A 21,542-nucleotide genomic window follows, 5' to 3' on the forward strand; every position below is an offset into this window, starting at 1 on the left:
GAATTGATATCACAATCAGCAATAAAAAAGAGCGCATCGCGCTCTTTTTTAGTTTTGGTGATCAACCTCTATTAGCGAGAGGCGTTTTGACGCCACCACTCTGCCAGTAGGATACCGGTAGCAACAGAAACGTTCAGGCTTTCAACATTACCTGTTCCTGTAATTGATACGCTTATATCACTTTGTTTCATGGTTACATCTGACAGGCCATCACGCTCTTCACCCAACACTAATACGGTCTTCGCTGGCAAAACAGCCTCTGGTAACGGTGTACCTTTATGGCTGGAAGTGGTCACAATGGTATAACCCGCCCGGCGGAACAAATCTAATGCCTGAGGGAAGTCATCAATACCAATAGCGGTTAAATGTTCTGCTCCACCTTCTGCAGTACGAATTGCAGCACCAGACTCGAGCATTCCAGGCTCACGCAACAGAACGCCTTTTACACCAAAGTGAGCGCAGGATCGCATCATGCCACCCAGGTTATGTGGGTTACCTACGTTTTCTAACGCCAGTACACAATCGCTTTTTCCGGCTTTCGCTAAATAGTCCGCCACCGTCAGACCGCCGCGTTTCTTAATCAGAAAACAGACACCACCGTGGTGCTCAGTACCCGATACGCGAATAAGCTCTTCTTCATCAACCACGTGATAGGCTTTGCGATTAGCCGCCATCCAACGTAAAGCTTCGCGGAATCTTGGGGTTACCGACTGAATAAAATAGGCGCGAACGATAGCATCAGGACGGCTTTGGAATAGTGCCTGACAAGCATTTTCGCCATACACTTTAGTCTCTTCATCGCGCTGGCGACGTAATTGAGCCGGATCGATTTGGCTCTTGCCGCTAATTCCACCATGATCAAAAGGTTCTGGCTCGCTGACATCTTGCAGCTTCGCCTGCCATGGAGAGCGAGGTGGTTTTTCATTGGCACTACGGACTGGACGATGTGGAAGATCTTTATCTCCCCAACGTGCATTTTTATCGCCACGATCGTTACTTCTGTTTGCCGGGCGCTTTTTATCTGAGCGACGGTTGTTCTTATCATCTTTGTTGTCGTCACCGCGGACGTACATTACTTTAACTTTGCCGTTCTTACCGCTAAAAGAGTCATTCATACCTATATCTCCACTTCCACATCGCATCCGGCGCGCAGATTACCTGATGTTATGTCGGTAAGCCACCATCATCTGCCAAAAGTCTAAATCTATTATAACTATCGACGAAATCACATTGTTGACAGTTAATCATTTGTACATAATAAGTGAAATCAATGTGTAATTTCACTGAGGTAACAGCATGAATACCCTTTGTCCTTCTTGTCTGACTACAAATCGAATCCCTGAAGATCGTATTCAGGAAGATGCAAAATGTGGCCGCTGTGGACATGAGCTTTTTGATGGCGAAGTGATTAACGCTAACAAAGCTTCTTTTGATTCATTATTAAATGACGACCTTCCTGTCGTCGTTGATTTCTGGGCTCCATGGTGCGGCCCGTGCGTCAATTTTGCCCCGATCTTTGAAGATGTCGCTCAGGAAAGGGAAAGAGAAGTCCGCTTTGTAAAAGTCGACACCGAAGCCGAACAGGAACTAAGTGCTCGTTTTGGTATCCGTAGTATACCTACCATTATGGTATTCAAGAAGGGACAACGTATAGATATGTTAAACGGTGCCCTTCCAAAAGCCTCTTTTGACCAGTGGCTGAGTGAAGTTTTAGCTAAAAACAGTTAACACTTTGCAGTAAAACCTGAGGGTTTCGCTAAAAAATTATCCCAGGGGCGCCAGATAAGATATCATGCGCCCCTTTATTATTTATCGACTTTAACCCCGACAGATTATCTCAGGTTACCTTTCATGGCTTCTGATATCACATCCCCCTCTCTTCCTGATAATGCTGTTTTGCAATTAAGGGAACAGCGGCTTGCTCAATCTACCCGGCCTTTTCGCGCCAGAGGATGCAGAGTCATTCGCTGCCACCGTTGTCTGTTGCCACGAGTTCACTGCTTGTGTCACTCTTTTTCAGCGACTCTTGCTGAAAGTACTTTTTGTCTGTTGATGTACGACACTGAGCCATTAAAACCAAGTAATACTGGTCGTCTGATTGCTGATATTTTGCCGGATACTAAAGCATTTCTCTGGTCACGTACCAATATTGACCCTCAACTACTGGCTCTGCTATCCAACCCGGACTATCAGCCTTATGTGATCTTCCCATCCTCTTATGCAACTTCTGATCGAGTAGTTACCCGTGTAGAAAAACAGAGTAACAAACGCCCACTATTTATTATTTTGGACGGTACCTGGACAGAAGCCAGAAAAATGTTTCGCAAAAGCCCCTATCTGGATAACTTCCCGATACTTTCTATAGATAACGACCAAAACTCAGATTACCAACTGAGAGAAGCCAGCCGTAAAGAGCAGCTCTGCACCGCTGAAGTCGCTATTCAGATTCTGAGTCAGGTAGGAGATCGGCGTGCTTCGGAAGGTCTGGAGCGCTACTTTACTGACTTTCGTCAACGTTATCTTGCCGGTAAGGCAAACCGCTCACTGGAAAGCTTCATTGCTTTTTCCACTGGGGAATCTAATGAAAGTTAGAATGTGTAGTTTTAAATATCATTTAATATCAATTAGTTGAAATAGACACTAGTGAGAATTTGTTATGTCAGCGACAGTTTTGCAATATTAGCGCGGTTTTTTAGTCACAATCTTAGCCAGTGGTGGTAGTATTACCAGATCCAACTAATAATCAATTTGCATGTTATGGCCTGTTGCCATAACCCAACAAGAGAAGAATGCTTTGTGATGTTGTCATCATTTAAACGAAAGAAATCTCAACAACACCTTGCACAACTGCCGAAAATTTCCCAACGGATTGATGATATTAAAATATTATCAACGCCAGGTGATTATCGTTCTACTTTACTTGACTTGATTAGTCGCGCAGAGCAACGCATATACCTGATCGCGCTTTATCTTGAGCATGATGATGCAGGTATCGATATCTTATCTGCAATTTATCAGGCCAAAATGCGTCGCCCTGAGTTAGAGGTCGCTATATTAGTAGACTGGCATCGTGCTCAACGGGGCCGAATTGGTGCAGCCGCTGAAAATACTAATGCTGATTGGTACTGTAAAATGGCTGAACAGCATCCTGGGGTTGAAGTTCCAGTCTATGGTGTTCCGGTTAATACTCGCGAAGCGCTGGGTGTACTGCACTTAAAAGGTAGCGTCATTGATAATACCGTTGCCTATACCGGTGCCAGCGTCAATGACGTTTATCTTCACCGCCATGATAAATATCGCTATGACCGCTATCAGCTCATCACCAATGCCGCATTAGCAGATAGCATGATAGGTTATGTTAAACAGTTCCTGTTACCAGCAGAAGCAGTGCGCAGCTTAGATTGCCAGAATCGACCTCGCGGCCAGGAAATTAAGAACGACATTAAAAAATTCAGACAGAGCCTGCGTGTTCATGGTTATGAATTTGAAAACAGCGCAACCAATGAAGAACTCTCTGTTGCTCCATTTGTTGGTTTAGGCCGTCATAGTCCACTGAATAAAGTCATCGATCGGCTGATGAACAGTACTGAACGCAAGCTGACGTTATGTACTCCCTATTTCAATTTACCTGCGCCATTAGTGAAAAATATTATTTCATTATTACGTCAGGGTAAGCAGGTTGAAATTATCGTTGGCGATAAAACCGCTAACGACTTTTATATTCCTGAAGACCAGCCGTTTAAAATTATCGGTGCACTGCCCTATCTGTATGAAATTAACCTTCGTCGCTTTGTTACGCGATTACAGCGTTATGTAGACCAGGGTCTGCTAACCGTTCGTTTGTGGAAAGATGAAGACAATACTTATCATCTGAAAGGTATGTGGGTTGACGATGACTGGCAGCTCATTACAGGTAATAACTTAAACCCACGCGCCTGGCATCTGGATCTGGAAAATGCGATTTTAATTCACGATCCTAAAGGTGAATTAAAAGAAGCTCGTCAACATGAACTGGAATGTATTCGGACGCATACTTTTGTAGTTAATCACTATCAGCAACTACAAAGTATTCAATTCTATCCAGTCAAAATACGTAAGCTGATTCGTCGGTTACGACGTATTCGTATCGATAAGCTAATTAGTCGCATTCTGTAATCCTAAAAAGCCCCGAATATCGGGGCTTTTTAATACACATCAGTAAACCTTTCGGCTCATCTTCATTTTATATTGTATTTATCCTTCAGTAGGATATTTATTACCATTCTGAAAAACACACCTTTAAGCGATTTTCTCGTCTTTTGCTGGCGTTCTATTGGGGATTGATGTTAATTAATAACACACATCAAACCACAAGGATAAAAAATGAAGTTCAAATTATTGGTTGGTACTGCATTGATACTAAGTTGCTTACAGGTTCAGGCTCGTTCTATGGATACCATTCAGCAGTCTGGAACACTCAAAGTGGGCGTTCCCGGTGACTACGCGCCATTAGCATATCGCAATGCTTCAGGCGCTCTTGAAGGCTATGATATCGATATGGCTAACGCATTAGGTAAATCATTAAATCTGAAAGTCGATTTTGTCATTACCAGTTGGCCAACCCTGTCAGACGATCTGGCTGCAGATAAATTTGATGTTGCCATGGGTGGAGTTACTGAAACAGCAAAACGCAAAGCTGAATTTGGTTTAACCAAGCCAATTGTTGCTAATGGAAAAATTGCTCTGGCCAGCTGTTCTGTTGCTAAAGAATTACCTGACTTAGAAAAGATCGATCAACCAAAAGTTAAAGTGGTGGTTAATCCTGGTGGTACCAATCAAACCTTCGTTGATAGCCACATCAAAAAAGCACAAATAATTCGGGTTAAAGATAATTTCGATAATCTACAGGCACTGAGAGACAAAACCGCAGACATCATGGTAACCGATCTGATTGAAGGCGATTACTATCAGAATAAAGAACCAAACGTACTTTGCATGGCAACAGAAAAGCCTTTCTCTGGTACAGAGAGCCACAAGGTGTATATGGTTAAAAAAGATAATACTAAACTGCTGGAGAGTATTAATAGCTGGTTGCAGGGAGAAACTAAATCCCAACTGGCAAAACAGTGGAAAATTCGTGAATAAGTGATAGTTATTATTCTATAAGCCCTAATCAGCTATGTTTGATTAGGGCTTTTCAAACTAAGCGCTACAATCGCTGGAAACACGATCCAATACGGTTAAATACCAGCGTTGGTTAAAACGTCCCAGGTGAAAAACTAGCTCTTCACCATTATCTGATGCTAATACTATTCTACGGCTGACAGATTCAAGTTTTTTTAAATCAGCAATATCCTTGTCGCTCATATCTGTCATTTCATGCTGTTTCAAAAAAGCCGCTGTTTCAGACAATAGATGGTCTTTTCCTGTTTTTCCTACTGATAAACCAAACGGACTCCAACGTTCAGTTCCACAGTCAAACGTAGCAACCGCTTTATAATGAGTAATTTTGCTATTTGCTTTAATGACATCTTTAGATAAAGCCTCATAAGGCAGATATTCCGGAACAGGCTGTTCGAAATCAAATTGAAATAATTGCTCATATTGATATGGAATACCGCGTTTATACACAATATAAATGCCAACATCCTTATAAATAAGAGAGTTAATGATTTGATTATCTTGCTGATGAAAACCGAGTAATACTTTTTGAACCGTCTCTTCAAAAGAAGTATTTATTGAGGCAATAGAGAAACAGGAAAAAAGAAGCGAATACAGGGCAATAAAAAATGTTTTCATACTCTATAGTCCTTTAAATAAAGCGCACATTTTTATATCACATAAAGCAAAAAACCTCAGTCTTTTGACTGAGGTTCTTCTTAATTAAAGCCTGGCTGTTTATGAATGACCGTGTCATTCACCCTTCGGGTCAACGCGTTGCGTTGCTCAAACCCGCTTCGCAGGTTTGTCCTACTCGCCATCGAGTAGAGAACTGCATTACCACCAAAGCAAAAAACCCCCAGCTTTCGCTGAGGGTTCTTCTTAATTAAAGCCTGGCAGTTCCCTACTCTCGCATGGGGAAGCCCCACACTACCATCGGCGCTACGGCGTTTCACTTCTGAGTTCGGCATGGGGTCAGGTGGGACCACCGCGCTATCGCCGCCAGGCATATTCTGTTTCATGAACCGTTGCATTCAATATCACTATCGCACACAACCATTCATTCCAATCCTGAACATTCGCTGAAATCTGACTTCTTTACTCTCTCAATCCCAAAACACCTTCGGTGTTGTAAGGTTAAGTCTCACGGTTCATTAGTATCGGTTAGCTCAACGTATCGCTACGCTTACACACCCGACCTATCAACGTCATAGTCTTTAACGTTCCTTCAGTGGACTTAAAGTCCAAGGGAAGACTCATCTCGAGGCAAGTTTCCCGCTTAGATGCTTTCAGCGGTTATCTTTTCCGCACGTAGCTACCGGGCAATGCCATTGGCATGACAACCCGAACACCAGTGGTGCGTTCACTCCGGTCCTCTCGTACTAGGAGCAACCCCTCTCAATCTTCCAGCGCCCACGGCAGATAGGGACCGAACTGTCTCACGACGTTCTAAACCCAGCTCGCGTACCACTTTAAACGGCGAACAGCCGTACCCTTGGGACCTACTTCAGCCCCAGGATGTGATGAGCCGACATCGAGGTGCCAAACACCGCCGTCGATATGAACTCTTGGGCGGTATCAGCCTGTTATCCCCGGAGTACCTTTTATCCGTTGAGCGATGGCCCTTCCATTCAGAACCACCGGATCACTATGACCTACTTTCGTACCTGCTCGAGCCGTCACTCTCGCAGTCAAGCTAGCTTATGCCCATTGCACTAACCTCACGATGTCCGACCGTGATTAGCTAACCTTCGTGCTCCTCCGTTACTCTTTGGGAGGAGACCGCCCCAGTCAAACTACCCACCAGACACTGTCCTCAACCCGGATTACGGGCCAAAGTTAGAACATCAAACATTAAAGGGTGGTATTTCAAGGTTGGCTCCACGATGACTGGCGTCACCGCTTCAAAGCCTCCCACCTATCCTACACATCAAGGCTCAATGTTCAGTGTCAAGCTATAGTAAAGGTTCACGGGGTCTTTCCGTCTTGCCGCGGGTACACAGCATCTTCACTGCGAGTTCAATTTCACTGAGTCTCGGGTGGAGACAGCCTGGCCATCATTACGCCATTCGTGCAGGTCGGAACTTACCCGACAAGGAATTTCGCTACCTTAGGACCGTTATAGTTACGGCCGCCGTTTACTGGGGCTTCGATCAAGAGCTTCGCTTACGCTAACCCCATCAATTAACCTTCCAGCACCGGGCAGGCGTCACACCGTATACGTCCACTTTCGTGTTTGCACAGTGCTGTGTTTTTAATAAACAGTTGCAGCCAGCTGGTATCTTCGACTGGCTTCAGCTCCATCCGCAGGGGACTTCACCTAATGCCAGCGTGCCTTCTCCCGAAGTTACGGCACCATTTTGCCTAGTTCCTTCACCCGAGTTCTCTCAAGCGCCTGAGTATTCTCTACCTGACCACCTGTGTCGGTTTGGGGTACGATTTAATGTTACCTGGAGCTTAGAGGCTTTTCCTGGAAGCAGGGCATCAACTACTTCACCACCGTAGTGGCTCGTCATCACGCCTCAGTGTTAACAGCCAACCGGATTTACCTGGTCAACCCACCTACACGCTTAAACCGGGACAACCGTCGCCCGGATAGCCTAGCCTTCTTCGTCCCCCCTTCGCAGTAACACCAAGTACAGGAATATTAACCTGTTTCCCATCGACTACGCCTTTCGGCCTCGCCTTAGGGGTCGACTCACCCTGCCCCGATTAACGTTGGACAGGAACCCTTGGTCTTCCGGCGAGCGGGCTTTTCACCCGCTTTATCGTTACTTATGTCAGCATTCGCACTTCTGATACCTCCAGCAGACCTCACAGTCCACCTTCGCAGGCTTACAGAACGCTCCCCTACCCAACAATACTTTCGTATCGCTGCCGCAGCTTCGGTGCATGGTTTAGCCCCGTTACATCTTCCGCGCAGGCCGACTCGACCAGTGAGCTATTACGCTTTCTTTAAATGATGGCTGCTTCTAAGCCAACATCCTGGCTGTCTGTGCCTTCCCACATCGTTTCCCACTTAACCATGACTTTGGGACCTTAGCTGGCGGTCTGGGTTGTTTCCCTCTTCACGACGGACGTTAGCACCCGCCGTGTGTCTCCCGTGATAACATTCTTCGGTATTCGGAGTTTGCATCGAGTTGGTAAGCCGGGATGGCCCCCTAGTCGAAACAGTGCTCTACCCCCGAAGATGAGTTCACGAGGCGCTACCTAAATAGCTTTCGGGGAGAACCAGCTATCTCCCGGTTTGATTGGCCTTTCACCCCCAGCCACAGGTCATCCGCTAATTTTTCAACATTAGTCGGTTCGGTCCTCCAGTTAGTGTTACCCAACCTTCAACCTGCCCATGGCTAGATCACCGGGTTTCGGGTCTATACCTTGCAACTATACGCCCAGTTAAGACTCGGTTTCCCTACGGCTCCCCTATTCGGTTAACCTTGCTACAAAATATAAGTCGCTGACCCATTATACAAAAGGTACGCAGTCACACCCATAAAGAGTGCTCCCACTGCTTGTACGTACACGGTTTCAGGTTCTGTTTCACTCCCCTCGCCGGGGTTCTTTTCGCCTTTCCCTCACGGTACTGGTTCACTATCGGTCAGTCAGGAGTATTTAGCCTTGGAGGATGGTCCCCCCATATTCAGACAGGATGTCACGTGTCCCGCCTTACTCATCGAACTCACAATCTGTGCATTTTGGTGTACGGGACTATCACCCTGTACCGTGCGACTTTCCAGACGCTTCCACTAACACACAAACTGATTCAGGTTCTGGGCTCCTCCCCGTTCGCTCGCCGCTACTGGGGGAATCTCGGTTGATTTCTTTTCCTCGGGGTACTTAGATGTTTCAGTTCCCCCGGTTCGCCTCATACGACTATGTATTCATCGTATGATAGTGCAACGAATTGCACTGGGTTTCCCCATTCGGGTATCGCCGGTTATTACGGTTCATATCACCTTACCGACGCTTATCGCAGATTAGCACGCCCTTCATCGCCTCTGACTGCCTAGGCATCCACCGTGTACGCTTAGTCACTTAACCTCACAACCCGAAGGTGTCTCGAAAGACAACATTCTAAAGTCGTAAACAATTGAGAGACTCGCTCAGTCCAATTAGTGTCAGTGTATTACTCACTATTGGCTGAGGATTCAAATTTCAGCTTGTTCCGGATTGTTAAAGAGCAAATATCTCAAACATGACTGGGCTGTGAATACAGCGAAATCAGTTTTGAGATATTCATCGACAATGTCTTTCACCCATCATCAGCAAGTGGCGTCCCCTAGGGGATTCGAACCCCTGTTACCGCCGTGAAAGGGCGGTGTCCTAGGCCTCTAGACGAAGGGGACACAGATATGTCAGCTTCGCAGACGCTTTGCTCTCTTTTCATTTCATCAGACAATCTGTGTGGACACTGCACTCAATCAGTATCTTTCAGGTAAGGAGGTGATCCAACCGCAGGTTCCCCTACGGTTACCTTGTTACGACTTCACCCCAGTCATGAATCACAAAGTGGTAAGCGCCCTCCCGAAGGTTAAGCTACCTACTTCTTTTGCAACCCACTCCCATGGTGTGACGGGCGGTGTGTACAAGGCCCGGGAACGTATTCACCGTAGCATTCTGATCTACGATTACTAGCGATTCCGACTTCATGGAGTCGAGTTGCAGACTCCAATCCGGACTACGACGTACTTTATGAGGTCCGCATGCTCTCGCGAGGTAGCTTCTCTTTGTATACGCCATTGTAGCACGTGTGTAGCCCTACTCGTAAGGGCCATGATGACTTGACGTCATCCCCACCTTCCTCCGGTTTATCACCGGCAGTCTCCTTTGAGTTCCCACCATTACGCGCTGGCAACAAAGGATAGGGGTTGCGCTCGTTGCGGGACTTAACCCAACATTTCACAACACGAGCTGACGACAGCCATGCAGCACCTGTCTCAGAGTTCCCGAAGGCACATTCGCATCTCTGCAAACTTCTCTGGATGTCAAGAGTAGGTAAGGTTCTTCGCGTTGCATCGAATTAAACCACATGCTCCACCGCTTGTGCGGGCCCCCGTCAATTCATTTGAGTTTTAACCTTGCGGCCGTACTCCCCAGGCGGTCGACTTAACGCGTTAGCTCCGGAAGCCACTCCTCAAGGGAACAACCTCCAAGTCGACATCGTTTACAGCGTGGACTACCAGGGTATCTAATCCTGTTTGCTCCCCACGCTTTCGCACCTGAGCGTCAGTCTTTGTCCAGGGGGCCGCCTTCGCCACCGGTATTCCTCCACATCTCTACGCATTTCACCGCTACACATGGAATTCTACCCCCCTCTACAAGACTCTAGCCTGCCAGTTTCGGATGCAGTTCCCAGGTTAAGCCCGGGGATTTCACATCCGACTTGGCAGACCGCCTGCGTGCGCTTTACGCCCAGTAATTCCGATTAACGCTTGCACCCTCCGTATTACCGCGGCTGCTGGCACGGAGTTAGCCGGTGCTTCTTCTGTGGGTAACGTCAATACATGAAGCTATTAACTTCACATCCTTCCTCCCCACTGAAAGTGCTTTACAACCCTAAGGCCTTCTTCACACACGCGGCATGGCTGCATCAGGGTTTCCCCCATTGTGCAATATTCCCCACTGCTGCCTCCCGTAGGAGTCTGGGCCGTGTCTCAGTCCCAGTGTGGCTGGTCATCCTCTCAGACCAGCTAGGGATCGTCGCCTAGGTGAGCCATTACCTCACCTACAAGCTAATCCCACCTGGGCACATCCGATGGTGTGAGGCCCGAAGGTCCCCCACTTTGGTCCGAAGACATTATGCGGTATTAGCTACCGTTTCCAGTAGTTATCCCCCTCCATCGGGCAGTTTCCCAGGCATTACTCACCCGTCCGCCACTCGTCACCCGGGGAGCAAGCTCCCCTGTGCTACCGTTCGACTTGCATGTGTTAGGCCTGCCGCCAGCGTTCAATCTGAGCCATGATCAAACTCTTCAATTAACAGCTTGATGCTCAAAGATTACTTTCAATAATTCAAATGAATTACTGTCTGGTCACTCTTTAAGACTTGGTATTTTTTGTGTCGTTACACCGAAGTGCAATGACGTGAGATACCGTCTTGTGAGTGCCCACACAGATTGTCTGATAAATTGTTAAAGAGCGATGTTGCGGCGAAAAACTTCCCGCAACACGGGCTGCGTATACTACGCTTTCCCGCGTCAGAGTCAAGTGTTAAATCACAGATTTATGCACGATAACGTCTGAACTGAAGCGGCTGTTGCCGTGTCAGTGGAGGCGCATTATAGAGTCATTAATGTGAATAGCAAGCGTTAAATAAACTTTTTTACTATTACATTTAAATTTGTACTAATTATCGACTAAATTGGCCGGTCTTAATAGCATTTGGTAACGCCTTCAGGCTATCCAACACCATATCTGCCAAGGCCTCGCCTTCTGGTGTGACAGGTTTACCTGTTCTAACCAGCACTTTGTGCCCTACACCAGCATTCATTGCTGCCTGCATATCTTCTGGTTTATCCCCTACCATATAAGAGGCGGCCATATCGATATTTAGCTCTTTCTGTGCTGATAACAACATACCTGGCTGTGGCTTACGGCAATCGCAAGTTTGCGTGAACTCGCTAATCGTTCCTTCCGGATGATGTGGACAATAATAGATACCGTCCAGATCCACATCACGATCCGCAAGTGACCAATCCATCCATTCTGTCAGAGTCATAAACTGATCTTCTGTGAATTTTCCTCTGGCAATACCAGATTGATTGGTTACCAGAACTAAAGCAAAGCCCATCTTCTTCAGCTCAGCGCAGGCTTCAATTACCCCATCAATAAACTGAAACTGATCTATTTCATGAACGTACCCATGGTCAATATTGATTGTCCCATCCCGGTCAAGAAAAACTGCTGGTATAGAATTCGCCACGTAATTACTCCTGATGGCTATTGATATGTCATTAGTATCTCATGATTGTACTCACAGAAAGAACCTTTCGATAGATCCAAAATTGGTTGACTTAGACGTCTAGACGCCTTAGCATCCATTTAATCACTCAGCTTTTGCTGAGTTCTGTTTTATTAACGGTCATTATTCTTTCATGAAGAATGGTTATCGGAATGGTCTCAATATAAGAAAAATATGATTAAACTTCAGAATATTACAAAGATATTCCAGCAAAAGAATCTGACTATCACGGCACTTTCTGACGTGAGTCTTCATGTTCCTGCCGGACAAATCTATGGCGTTATTGGTGCTTCTGGTGCCGGTAAAAGTACGCTTATTCGCTGTGTGAATTTACTTGAGCGTCCAACTTCAGGTCGAGTTCTGGTTGATAACCAGGATTTAACTGCTCTGGATTCAAAAGGATTAACCAAAGCACGTCGCCAAATTGGCATGATATTTCAGCACTTCAATTTGCTTTCTTCCCGTACGGTGTCAGGTAACGTCGCTCTACCATTAGAGCTGGACAATATGCCATCCGCGGAAAGAAATAAGCGCGTAGCTGAATTGTTAGATTTAGTTGGCTTAAGCGATAAACATGATACCTACCCTGCTAACCTGTCCGGCGGGCAAAAGCAGCGTGTTGCTATTGCCAGAGCACTTGCCAGTAATCCTAAAATTTTACTGTGTGACGAAGCAACCAGTGCACTGGACCCGGCAACGACACGTTCGATTCTTGAACTGCTAAAAGATATTAATCGTCGTTTAGGTTTAACGATTCTGTTAATTACCCATGAAATGGATGTAGTAAAACGCATTTGCGATCAGGTTGCAGTTATTAGCGACGGTAAGTTGATTGAACAAGATAGTGTGAGTGCTATGTTCTCTCATCCGAAAACCCCGCTAGCTCAACAATTTATTCAGTCAACGCTGCATCTGGATATTCCTGATGATTATTCCGAACGTTTGAGCCCGGAACAAAAAGAGAATACCCATCCATTATTACGTCTGGAGTTTACCGGACAATCAGTGGATGCGCCTTTGCTCTCAGAAGTCGCCCGTAGTTATAACATTAATAACAATATTATCAGTGCCCAGATGGATTATGCCGGTGGCGTTAAATTTGGTGTCATGCTGACTGAGATTCACGGCACGCCGGAAGAGACCGCTGCCGCCATCCAGTTCCTTCAAGATCACCATGTAAAAGTTGAGGTATTAGGTTATGTCTGAGGCAATGATGTGGATGATGGGTAAAGCCACCTGGGAAACCATCGTCATGACTTTTACATCTGGTTTTTTTGGCTTTGTCATTGGCCTTCCGGCCGGTGTGCTACTCTATATCACCAGACCGGGGCAAATTCTTGAGAATCCTACGCTTCATCGTGGACTATCAGCGGTAATCAACGTGTTTCGTTCTATTCCGTTCATTATTCTGATCGTATGGATTATTCCATTTACTACTATTGTTGCCGGAACCTTTATCGGTTTAAAAGCGGCGCTGGTTCCACTGAGTATCGGGGCAGCTCCATTTATTGCCCGTATGGTGGAAAATACGCTGTTGGAGATTCCCAGCGGTCTGGTTGAAGCTGCACGCGCTATGGGTGCAACTCCACTACAAATTATTCGTAAAGTCTTGCTCCCTGAAGCCTTACCCGGATTAATTAACAGCGCTACCATTACGCTGATTACCCTGCTGGGATATTCAGCCATGGGTGGAGCCGTTGGCGCAGGTGGCTTAGGTCAGCTAGGCTATCAATATGGATATGTCCGGTATGACGCAACAGTGATGAATACTGTTCTTATTCTGTTAGTTATATTGGTTTATATCATTCAGTTCTGTGGTGACCGTCTTGTCAAAGCCGCCAGTCATAAATAACGGTAATGACAAAAAGTAAATTGTGCTGCTTGCAGCGTATTGATAATAGAGAGAAATAATATGCTATTTAAGTTTAAAACCTTTGCCGCGGTTGGTGCTCTTATTGGATCTCTCGCGCTGGCGGGATGTGGGCAGGAAGAGAAGAACCCTAATCACATCAAAGTTGGTGTTATTGTTGGTGCTGAATTGAAAGTTGCTGAAGTCGCTAAGCAAGTGGCAAAAGACAAATATGGTCTGGAAGTAGAACTGGTGTCATTTAATGACTATGTGCTGCCAAACGAAGCGTTAAGCAAAGGTGATATTGATCTGAATGCGTTCCAGCATAAGCCATATTTAGATCAGCAAATGAAAGAGCGCGGTTATAAATTAGCGGTTGTAGGTAACACTTTTGTTTATCCGATTGCTGCCTACTCCAAGAAGATCAAATCTATCGATGAAATTCAGGATGGCGCGCAAATCGCAGTACCTAACGATCCAACCAACCTTGGTCGTTCTCTGTTGTTATTACAAAAACAGGGTCTGATTAAGCTGAAAGAAGGTGTTGGCCTGATGCCTACCGTACTGGATGTGGTGGAAAACCCAAAACATCTGAAAATCATCGAACTGGAAGCACCACAGTTACCACGTTCTTTGGATGATAATCAGGTAACTCTGGCTATTATCAATACCGCTTATTCCAGTCAGATTGGTTTAACGCCAACTAAAGATGGTATCTTTGTTGAAGATAAAGATTCCCCTTACGTGAACATCATTGTTTCTCGTGAAGATAATAAAGACTCTGAAAACGTGAAAAAATTTGTTCAGGCTTTCCAGTCTGACGAAGTATTCAGTGCTGCAGATAAAGAGTTTAAAGGCGGCGCGATTAAGGGTTGGTAATCCTTTAATGAGTTATTCCGTTTTTCAATAATATATTTAAGGGCAGATATTTTTATCTGCCCTTTTTATTCGTCAGTTTTCATCTTATCCTTAACCCTGTTTTTATTTATACTCTCAACTAATTTGAGCGATTGGCCCTCTTATTTCAGGCCTCTACCTATACCAAGGATATCCAATGCGAATTCTTACGCTTTGCCTGTTTGCACTTTTTCTGGGCGGCTGTGCTCAGTCAGGACCTTCAGCTCCAGAATTAGAACCAGTAAAGCTTTATAAAAGCGAAGCTGAGCTTTCCGGAGCCTCATTTAAAGAGATGGGATTAGTTTCCGGCGATTCCTGTCAGTTTACTGCTCAGGACAGTCCTCCAAGCATTACTTCAGCCATGTTAAGCATGCAGAAAAGAGCAGCTTACAAGGAAGCCAATGCCGTGTTATTACACCGCTGTGAAATGATGTCTTCGGTTCCGGGTTGCTATCAGGTTGCGGTTTGTGAAGGCACTGCGTTACATATCAATTTTTAAATGACTGCACTGCATATCGAACCCATAGGCGTTATTCGTTCGCCTTATAAAGAAAAATTTGCCGTTCCTCGCCAGCCTGGCTTAGTGCAGGATGGGGGCGGCGAATTGCTGTTGCTGCCACCCTATAATCAGCCAGAAGCAGTGCGCGGGCTGGAGCAGTTCAGCCATATCTGGTTATTATTTGTATTTCATCAAACTCAGGATGGCGGCTGGCGGCCAACCGTGCGACCACCCCGTTTAGGCGGAAATACTCGCATGGGGGTTTTCGCTACGCGTTCTACTTTTCGACCAAATCCCATTGGCATGTCACTGGTAGAACTAAAAGGCATACACCAGGAAGGGGCTGATATCATCCTGCGGCTTGGCAGTCTGGATTTGGTTGATGGAACCCCAGTGGTTGATATCAAACCTTATTTGCCTTTTGCCGAAAGTATTCCGAATGCTCAGGCTGGATTTGCCCAGTTAGCTCCGGATGCCAACATGTCTGTCAGTTTTTCTGCCGAAGCTGAACTGGTTCTGCAAAAAGAGAGCCATGCTTTGCCCCATCTGCGTCGTTTTATTACTCAGGTATTAGCTCAGGACCCCCGTCCTGCCTATCGAAAAAATGAACAACAGGTCAGGGAATTTGCCGTACACTTAATGGAATTTAACGTACGCTGGCGCGTAGAAAATGGGCAGGCTACCGTTTTTGCTATCGATAAACGCTAGAAATTCCTGTTCCTCTCTTTTGAGAGATGATAGTCACTGATACACTAAGTCACTTTTTTATTTATCAGGCTTATTCTGCGTTCGCTTTATCAGACTCCGCTTCACTGATACACAGCGCTGAAAAATTGCCATTATCTGAAGATTAAATGGAAGCACTACAACATGCGTACTAGTCAATATTTGCTCTCTACTCTGAAAGAGACACCAGCTGACGCTGAAGTCATTAGCCATCAGCTAATGCTTCGTGCCGGGATGATCCGTAAACTGGCTTCTGGTCTTTATACCTGGTTGCCTACCGGTCTGCGCGTTCTGAGAAAAGTTGAAACCATCATTCGTGAAGAGATGAACAACGCCGGTGCTATCGAGATCTCCATGCCGGTAGTTCAACCTGCCGACTTATGGCAAGAGAGTGGTCGCTGGGAGCAATATGGTCCGGAACTGTTACGCCTTGTAGATAGAGGCGATCGTCCATTTGTATTGGGGCCAACCCATGAAGAAGTCATCACCGATCTGGTGCGCAATGAAATCAGCTCTTATAAACAATTACCGCTGAATTTCTTCCAGATTCAAACTAAGTTCCGTGATGAAGTTCGTCCTCGCTTTGGTGTGATGCGCTCACGAGAATTCATCATGAAAGATGCGTACTCCTTCCATACCACGCAAGAGTCTTTGCAGTTGACGTATGACAAGATGTACGACGCTTATAGCAAGAGTTTTACCCGTATGGGGCTGGATTTCCGTCCGGTGTTGGCTGATACCGGCTCTATTGGCGGTAGTTCTTCTCATGAGTTTCAGGTACTGGCTGGCAGCGGTGAAGATGATGTAGTTTTCTCCACTGATTCAGACTACGCCGCCAACATGGAGCTGGCTGAAGCCGTTGCCCCATCAACTGGGCGCGCAGCACCAATAGAAGAACTGCGTCTGGTGGATACACCTGATGCAAAAACTATCAATGAGCTGGTTGAACAATTTAATTTGCCAGTTGAGAAAACAGTTAAAACCCTGTTGGTTCATGCAGCAGAAGAAAGCGGTCATAAATTAATCGCACTTTTAGTCCGTGGCGATCATGAACTAAACGAAGTAAAAGCACAAAACCAACCGCTGGTTGCCAGCCCGCTGACATTTGCCTCAGAAGAAGAGATTCGTGCGGCTATTGGCGCTGGTCCAGGTTCTTTAGGCCCAATTAAAATGCCGGTGCCGATGATCGTTGATCGTTCAGTAGCTGTCATGAGTGATTTTGGCGCCGGAGCTAATATTGACCATAAACACTATTTTGGCATTAACTGGGAGCGGGATCTGCCTCTGCCAGCTACGGTAGCAGATATCCGTAACGTTGTGATTGGTGATCCAAGCCCGGATGGTAAAGGTACTTTACTGATCAAACGCGGTATCGAAGTTGGTCATATTTTCCAGCTTGGTACTAAATATTCAGAAGCGATGAAAGCCACAGTTCAGGGTGAAGACGGTCGTAACCTGACGATGACAATGGGCTGTTATGGTATCGGTGTAACTCGCGTAGTAGCTGCCTCTATTGAGCAGAATCATGACGAGCGTGGTATCATTTGGCCAGACGCTATTGCGCCGTTCTCTGTGGTTATCGTGCCAATGAACATGCATAAATCTTTCCGTGTTCAGGAAGTAGCAGAACAGTTGTATGAAACTCTGCGCGCTAAAGGCGTAGATGTACTGTTGGATGACCGTAAAGAGCGCCCTGGAGTGATGTTTGCCGATATGGAACTGATTGGTGTGCCGCATACCGTAGTTATCGGCGATCGTAATCTGGACAATAACGAAGTTGAATACAAACACCGCCGTGCAGGTGATAAGCAGATGATTAACAGTGATGAAATCGTGTCGTTCCTGCTATCACAAATACAACCTGCCTAATTAATCGTTGGTTATAAAAATCCCGCTACGGCGGGATTTTTTCAGTAATCTACTTTTCCGCGCAGGTTTTTAGTTTCACCCCGCCGAACTTTACTTTCCAGTCGCTTACGTTTGACATTCTTGCTTGGCGCGGTTGCCCTGCGTACTTTTTGAAATCGGGTGGCTTCCTGAATCAATGTGGTTAGCCGGGCTAATGCCGCTTCACGATTTTGTTCCTGACTGCGATACTCTTGCGCCTTAATAATCACCACACCATCACTGGTTACCAGATGACTATTCAAAGCCAGTAAACGTTGTTTATAAAACTCCGGCAGGCTGGAGGCATGAATATCAAACTTTAAATGAATCGCCGTCGAGGTTTTATTCACATGCTGTCCACCAGCGCCCTGAGCACGAATTGCCGTTAAGACAATCTCATCATCAGGGATCGTTACACCAGCCGAAATAACTAAACCCATTATTTATTCACCCAGTGTTTTCCAGGTCTCAAATGTCAGTTCAACATTATTCTGATTGTCTGACAGCCAGATAGCGCCATCCTGAATGGTAGCCTGTAATTGCATATTGCGAGTACACATTGAAGTCAGCTGTTTTAATTGCGCATCATCCAGAAACCGCACCGATAAATTATTGTGGGAAGTCAGTTTGCTTTGATTTTGCTGCCACCAAACTTTTGCCGCTCGTTCACTGTAAGCATATAGCACCACCTGCTCTGATTGATGGCAGGCTTTTCTTAATCGTTTCTCTTCCGGTAATCCCAGCTCAACCCAAAGGACAATTCCGTTATGATCGTTATGCAACCAAATCTCGGGCTCATCATCTGCACACAGCCCTTTAGTAAAAGATAAGCGCTCGTCCGCATGACATATCCAGGCCAGCAGCCGTAACATCATCCTTTGTTCGGTTTCCGATGGGTGCTGTGCCAGCGTTAACACCGTATCGGAATAAACCTGACGATCCATGTCCGCAATATTAACGGTCGCTTTGTAGATTGTTGCTTTTAATGCCATGAAGATATGCCAGTGTAAATAAATTGAGTGGCGGCTAGTGTAACCAATTCGCTCAGGGAACACATCGTTAATCCAATCGGTAGAAGCTGAGCATCAGCCTGAATAGTTACTAACCTTCCTGCTTTTCCCTAAAAACATCACCATGTTAGCCTAATAACAGCATCATCTCTTTTGTCAGCTAATCTTGACAAATTTATTCACTAAACCATCTGCAAGTAGCTGATATAAAGAATCACAACTATGCTATAGTCAGCACTGAAATTAATGATGAGCAAGCTCTGATATTGATTTGGCGTTGCAAGGTAACGCCTGTAACACAAAGATTAGCTGCAAAGGAGGAGGGATTATGCAGAAATACAGCGAACCCGTTCGTCGTAAATATGCGCAAATAGCCAGCGGCGATCTTGGATACGTATCCGATGCGTTAGGATGTGTATTAAAAACATTAGACGATATAGCAGCTGATGAAACGCTATCGTCTGCCGTTAGGGAACAAGCGGCTTATGCTGCCGCTAATTTACTGGTGAGTGATTATGGTGATGACTAAAAAAGAGTACCAACCCATAAACTGTGATGACTATGATAATTTAGAGCTCGCCTGTCAGCACCATTTAGTCCTCGAGATTAAGTTAGAAGATGGTGAGAAATTGGAGGCAAAAGCCTGCGATTTATTATTACGCAAAAAGGTTGAGTATCTGATTGTTGAAGTCGGTGGTGAACAAAGAGAGCTAAGACTCGATTGCATTGTTTATTTTAGCCATCCAACAATTGGTAAAATAGAAATCAGTCTGGCGGACTGATTCATTTAAAACGGGCCCTGTCATCACGGCCCGTTTTATTTTCACCTGAGTATCGACTACTTCTCACCTAAACTGGCGTAATAAGCCGCCAAATCAGCAATATCCTGATCGGAAAGACTACGCACATATCCAACCATAACTACCGCCATACCGCCAGTTCTCTCCCCTTTCTTATAGGCATGCATTGAGTTATCCAGATAGACCTCATTTTGTCCGGCGAGGTTTGGATAGGTTGGAATTGAAATTTTGCCATCAACACCATGACAGCTGGCACATCTTGCCGATTTAGCTTTGCCCGCAGTAGCATCACCAGCAGCCTGCACAGAGAAGCTAAACAGTAATGCGCAGGATAGTAACAATAACGTCTTTTTCATTATCTTGACCTCTGTAAACCACATTGCTTTCAATGAAATAGTGTAGATGAATTTAGTACCGGACTGTTAATATGATTTTTTCCGATACAGAATATTCCAGCCAGCGTCATCTCCCTGTCGCTGACCTTCAACCGTAACAAAAACGCCTAATGCTGCAATCAGATTATCGCCATAAAACAACAAAGGTGTTCTTTGCCGTAGCCAGACGGGCACTCCCAGTTCCTGCCAGAGTTTTTTTAGACTGCGGGAATGAGTGCGACCTGCTATATGAATGTTCAGGTTTCCCGGCGCTGAAAAACGCACAGTAACCTGCTCATCTGCTTTTGGACTACGGACAGCCTCACCCGACTCATCCGGTATTAGTACACCTAATGAATCAGGGAGTAACAGTTTTGACTGTCCATCCCAATCCAGTTGAATTTCATCAACTGATTGCATAGCTGGCAACAGGTATAAGCATTGCCGATAACGGCGAATCTGATAATCACCCAATTTCAGCATCGGTTCTGCATCCTGCTGACTAAGAGCTACTTCCCACCATAGTTTTTCCAGCTGTTCCTGTGACGGCATCATCACGTCATGTTGGCTCAGCCAGCGGCGTAATAGTGCCCGACGCTGAATATCAGAAACCGATGACAAACCTTCAATATCAATAGCACCATCGGAATTCACTAACCGGGATAGAACAGGTGAGAGAAGTTCGTCCAGTAATTGCTCTTGCTCTGCACATAAGCTGGCACTGCGAGACACCATGCGGGAAAACTGAGGCCAGCGCCGCTCCAGAGTTGGCAGAACATTCAAACGCAGGAAGTTACGGTCAAAGCGAGCGTCCTGATTACTGTCGTCATCAACCCAACGAAGTTTTTGAATTCTGGCGTAAGCCTCAATTTGCTGGCGAGAGATATTAAGTAGTGGCCTCACCTGCTGATGACGGCCAAACGCCATTCTTTCCGGCATAGCCGATAAGCCCGCCGGACCACTACCGCGTTTTAACGCCAGTAAAAAGGTTTCACACTGATCGTCTCGATGCTGCGCCGTTACCAGAACGTCATTATCAGATAACAAATCATTTAAAGCCTGATAGCGCGCGTTTCTGGCGGCTGCTTCAATACCTGCCAGAGAAGGATCTACGCTAACATAAGCGACATCCAATGGAATGTTCCATTGTTCACATTGCAGCCTACAATGTTCTGCCCATTCTTCGGCATACTTGCTCAGGCCATGATGCACATATACTGCCCGTAAAATTAACTCTGGTCTTAGTTGCTCTTTTATTGTCATCAGCACATGCAGTAATACCGTCGAGTCAATACCACCACTGAATGCCACCAGAATGTGGTCATCATTTTTCAGCGTTGCATCAACTTGCTGTATAACTTTATCGCACAGCGTTTCATCAGACATTTAGCGCTACCTGT

General features: G+C 45.8%; 19 protein-coding genes, 1 tRNA gene and 3 rRNA genes. 12 read left to right on the forward strand and 11 right to left on the reverse strand.

Translation table 11 applies throughout. The annotated features are described in order from the left end of the window. Nucleotides 1-71: 71 nt before the first annotated feature. Nucleotides 72-1,115, reverse strand: coding sequence for a tRNA/rRNA methyltransferase (locus GOL65_RS08285; RefSeq protein ID WP_140920056.1), 1,044 nt, complete (start codon nucleotides 1,113-1,115; stop codon nucleotides 72-74). Nucleotides 1,116-1,296: 181 nt separating this feature from the next. On the opposite strand from GOL65_RS08285, the gene trxC reads away from it, so the two are divergent. The 4 genes from trxC (at nucleotide 1,297) to GOL65_RS08305 (ending at nucleotide 5,124) form a co-directional block, all read left to right on the forward strand. Then, nucleotides 1,297-1,728, forward strand: a complete 432-nt coding sequence (gene trxC, locus GOL65_RS08290; protein ID WP_130593034.1) for a thioredoxin TrxC — start codon at nucleotides 1,297-1,299, stop codon at nucleotides 1,726-1,728. A gap of 123 nt (nucleotides 1,729-1,851) precedes the next feature. Next, nucleotides 1,852-2,592, forward strand: a complete 741-nt coding sequence (locus tag GOL65_RS08295; RefSeq protein WP_140920057.1) for a tRNA-uridine aminocarboxypropyltransferase — start codon at nucleotides 1,852-1,854, stop codon at nucleotides 2,590-2,592. 207 nt (nucleotides 2,593-2,799) lie between these two features. Further along, the gene (gene pssA / locus GOL65_RS08300) at nucleotides 2,800-4,155 is read left to right on the forward strand and encodes a CDP-diacylglycerol--serine O-phosphatidyltransferase (RefSeq protein WP_140920058.1); all 1,356 of its coding nucleotides are present in this window, start codon (nucleotides 2,800-2,802) and stop codon (nucleotides 4,153-4,155) included. Nucleotides 4,156-4,362: 207 nt separating this feature from the next. Then, the gene (locus tag GOL65_RS08305) at nucleotides 4,363-5,124 is read left to right on the forward strand and encodes a transporter substrate-binding domain-containing protein (RefSeq protein ID WP_140920059.1); all 762 of its coding nucleotides are present in this window, start codon (nucleotides 4,363-4,365) and stop codon (nucleotides 5,122-5,124) included. Nucleotides 5,125-5,181: 57 nt separating this feature from the next. Here the strand turns inward: GOL65_RS08305 and GOL65_RS08310 are convergent, their stop codons facing one another. From GOL65_RS08310 to gmhB, 6 genes are all read right to left on the reverse strand, one after another. Beyond that, nucleotides 5,182-5,778, reverse strand: coding sequence for a hypothetical protein (locus GOL65_RS08310; protein ID WP_140920060.1), 597 nt, complete (start codon nucleotides 5,776-5,778; stop codon nucleotides 5,182-5,184). Between the two features lie 252 nt (nucleotides 5,779-6,030). Further along, nucleotides 6,031-6,146 (reverse strand): 5S ribosomal RNA (rrf, locus tag GOL65_RS08315). 126 nt (nucleotides 6,147-6,272) lie between these two features. Next, nucleotides 6,273-9,180: ribosomal RNA gene (locus tag GOL65_RS08320) — 23S ribosomal RNA — on the reverse strand. 229 nt (nucleotides 9,181-9,409) lie between these two features. Further along, a tRNA-Glu gene (locus tag GOL65_RS08325) sits at nucleotides 9,410-9,485 on the reverse strand. Between the two features lie 90 nt (nucleotides 9,486-9,575). Then, a 16S ribosomal RNA gene (locus tag GOL65_RS08330) occupies nucleotides 9,576-11,118 on the reverse strand. Together the 16S, 23S and 5S rRNA genes with 1 tRNA gene alongside form the textbook arrangement of a ribosomal RNA operon. 370 nt (nucleotides 11,119-11,488) lie before the next feature. Next, entirely contained in the window at nucleotides 11,489-12,061 is a 573-nt protein-coding gene (gene gmhB / locus GOL65_RS08335; protein WP_140920785.1) for a D-glycero-beta-D-manno-heptose 1,7-bisphosphate 7-phosphatase, read from the reverse strand. Between the two features lie 213 nt (nucleotides 12,062-12,274). Between gmhB and metN the strand changes: the two genes are divergently transcribed. From metN to proS, 6 genes are all read left to right on the forward strand, one after another. Continuing rightward, on the forward strand, nucleotides 12,275-13,306 hold the full coding sequence (metN, locus tag GOL65_RS08340; protein ID WP_140920783.1) for a methionine ABC transporter ATP-binding protein MetN: 1,032 nt from the start codon (nucleotides 12,275-12,277) through the stop codon (nucleotides 13,304-13,306). Then, nucleotides 13,299-13,952 (forward strand): methionine ABC transporter permease MetI, encoded by a 654-nt coding sequence (locus tag GOL65_RS08345; RefSeq protein ID WP_140920780.1) that lies wholly within the window; start codon nucleotides 13,299-13,301, stop codon nucleotides 13,950-13,952. The genes metN and GOL65_RS08345 overlap by 8 nt, the downstream gene beginning before the upstream one ends. A 60-nt stretch (nucleotides 13,953-14,012) precedes the next feature. Further along, on the forward strand, nucleotides 14,013-14,828 hold the full coding sequence (locus GOL65_RS08350) for a MetQ/NlpA family lipoprotein (protein WP_140920779.1): 816 nt from the start codon (nucleotides 14,013-14,015) through the stop codon (nucleotides 14,826-14,828). 175 nt (nucleotides 14,829-15,003) lie between these two features. Further along, nucleotides 15,004-15,345, forward strand: coding sequence for an Rcs stress response system protein RcsF (rcsF, locus tag GOL65_RS08355; RefSeq protein WP_140920778.1), 342 nt, complete (start codon nucleotides 15,004-15,006; stop codon nucleotides 15,343-15,345). Further along, nucleotides 15,346-16,053, forward strand: coding sequence for a tRNA (N6-threonylcarbamoyladenosine(37)-N6)-methyltransferase TrmO (tsaA, locus tag GOL65_RS08360; protein WP_140920777.1), 708 nt, complete (start codon nucleotides 15,346-15,348; stop codon nucleotides 16,051-16,053). 162 nt (nucleotides 16,054-16,215) lie between these two features. Further along, nucleotides 16,216-17,940: a proline--tRNA ligase gene (gene proS / locus GOL65_RS08365; RefSeq protein ID WP_140920776.1), complete on the forward strand. Its 1,725-nt coding sequence runs from the start codon at nucleotides 16,216-16,218 to the stop codon at nucleotides 17,938-17,940. 41 nt (nucleotides 17,941-17,981) lie between these two features. On the opposite strand, the gene arfB is transcribed toward proS, so the two are convergent. Both arfB and GOL65_RS08375 read right to left on the reverse strand, forming a co-directional pair. Next, a complete protein-coding gene (arfB, locus tag GOL65_RS08370; RefSeq protein ID WP_140920775.1) occupies nucleotides 17,982-18,398 on the reverse strand; it encodes an alternative ribosome rescue aminoacyl-tRNA hydrolase ArfB in 417 nt (138 codons plus the stop codon). 3 nt (nucleotides 18,399-18,401) lie between these two features. After that, on the reverse strand, nucleotides 18,402-18,950 hold the full coding sequence (locus tag GOL65_RS08375) for a YaeQ family protein (protein WP_140920774.1): 549 nt from the start codon (nucleotides 18,948-18,950) through the stop codon (nucleotides 18,402-18,404). Nucleotides 18,951-19,296: 346 nt separating this feature from the next. Here GOL65_RS08375 and GOL65_RS08380 point away from each other — a divergent pair, with 346 nt between their 5' ends. Both GOL65_RS08380 and rof read left to right on the forward strand, forming a co-directional pair. Next, nucleotides 19,297-19,497, forward strand: a complete 201-nt coding sequence (locus GOL65_RS08380; protein WP_108901554.1) for a YaeP family protein — start codon at nucleotides 19,297-19,299, stop codon at nucleotides 19,495-19,497. Next, entirely contained in the window at nucleotides 19,490-19,750 is a 261-nt protein-coding gene (rof, locus tag GOL65_RS08385) for a Rho-binding antiterminator (protein ID WP_130593594.1), read from the forward strand. Before GOL65_RS08380 ends, rof begins: the two co-directional genes overlap by 8 nt. A gap of 56 nt (nucleotides 19,751-19,806) precedes the next feature. Here rof and GOL65_RS08390 read toward each other — a convergent pair whose 3' ends face one another. Further along, entirely contained in the window at nucleotides 19,807-20,124 is a 318-nt protein-coding gene (locus GOL65_RS08390; protein WP_140920773.1) for a c-type cytochrome, read from the reverse strand. Between the two features lie 66 nt (nucleotides 20,125-20,190). Continuing rightward, nucleotides 20,191-21,528 carry a tRNA lysidine(34) synthetase TilS gene (tilS, locus tag GOL65_RS08395; RefSeq protein WP_140920772.1) on the reverse strand — a complete coding sequence of 446 codons (1,338 nt, stop codon included), beginning with the start codon at nucleotides 21,526-21,528 and terminating at the stop codon, nucleotides 20,191-20,193. Between the last annotated feature and the right edge of the window lie 14 nt (nucleotides 21,529-21,542).

This window comes from Limnobaculum xujianqingii, from assembly GCF_013394855.1.
Classification (GTDB): domain Bacteria; phylum Pseudomonadota; class Gammaproteobacteria; order Enterobacterales; family Enterobacteriaceae; genus Limnobaculum; species Limnobaculum xujianqingii.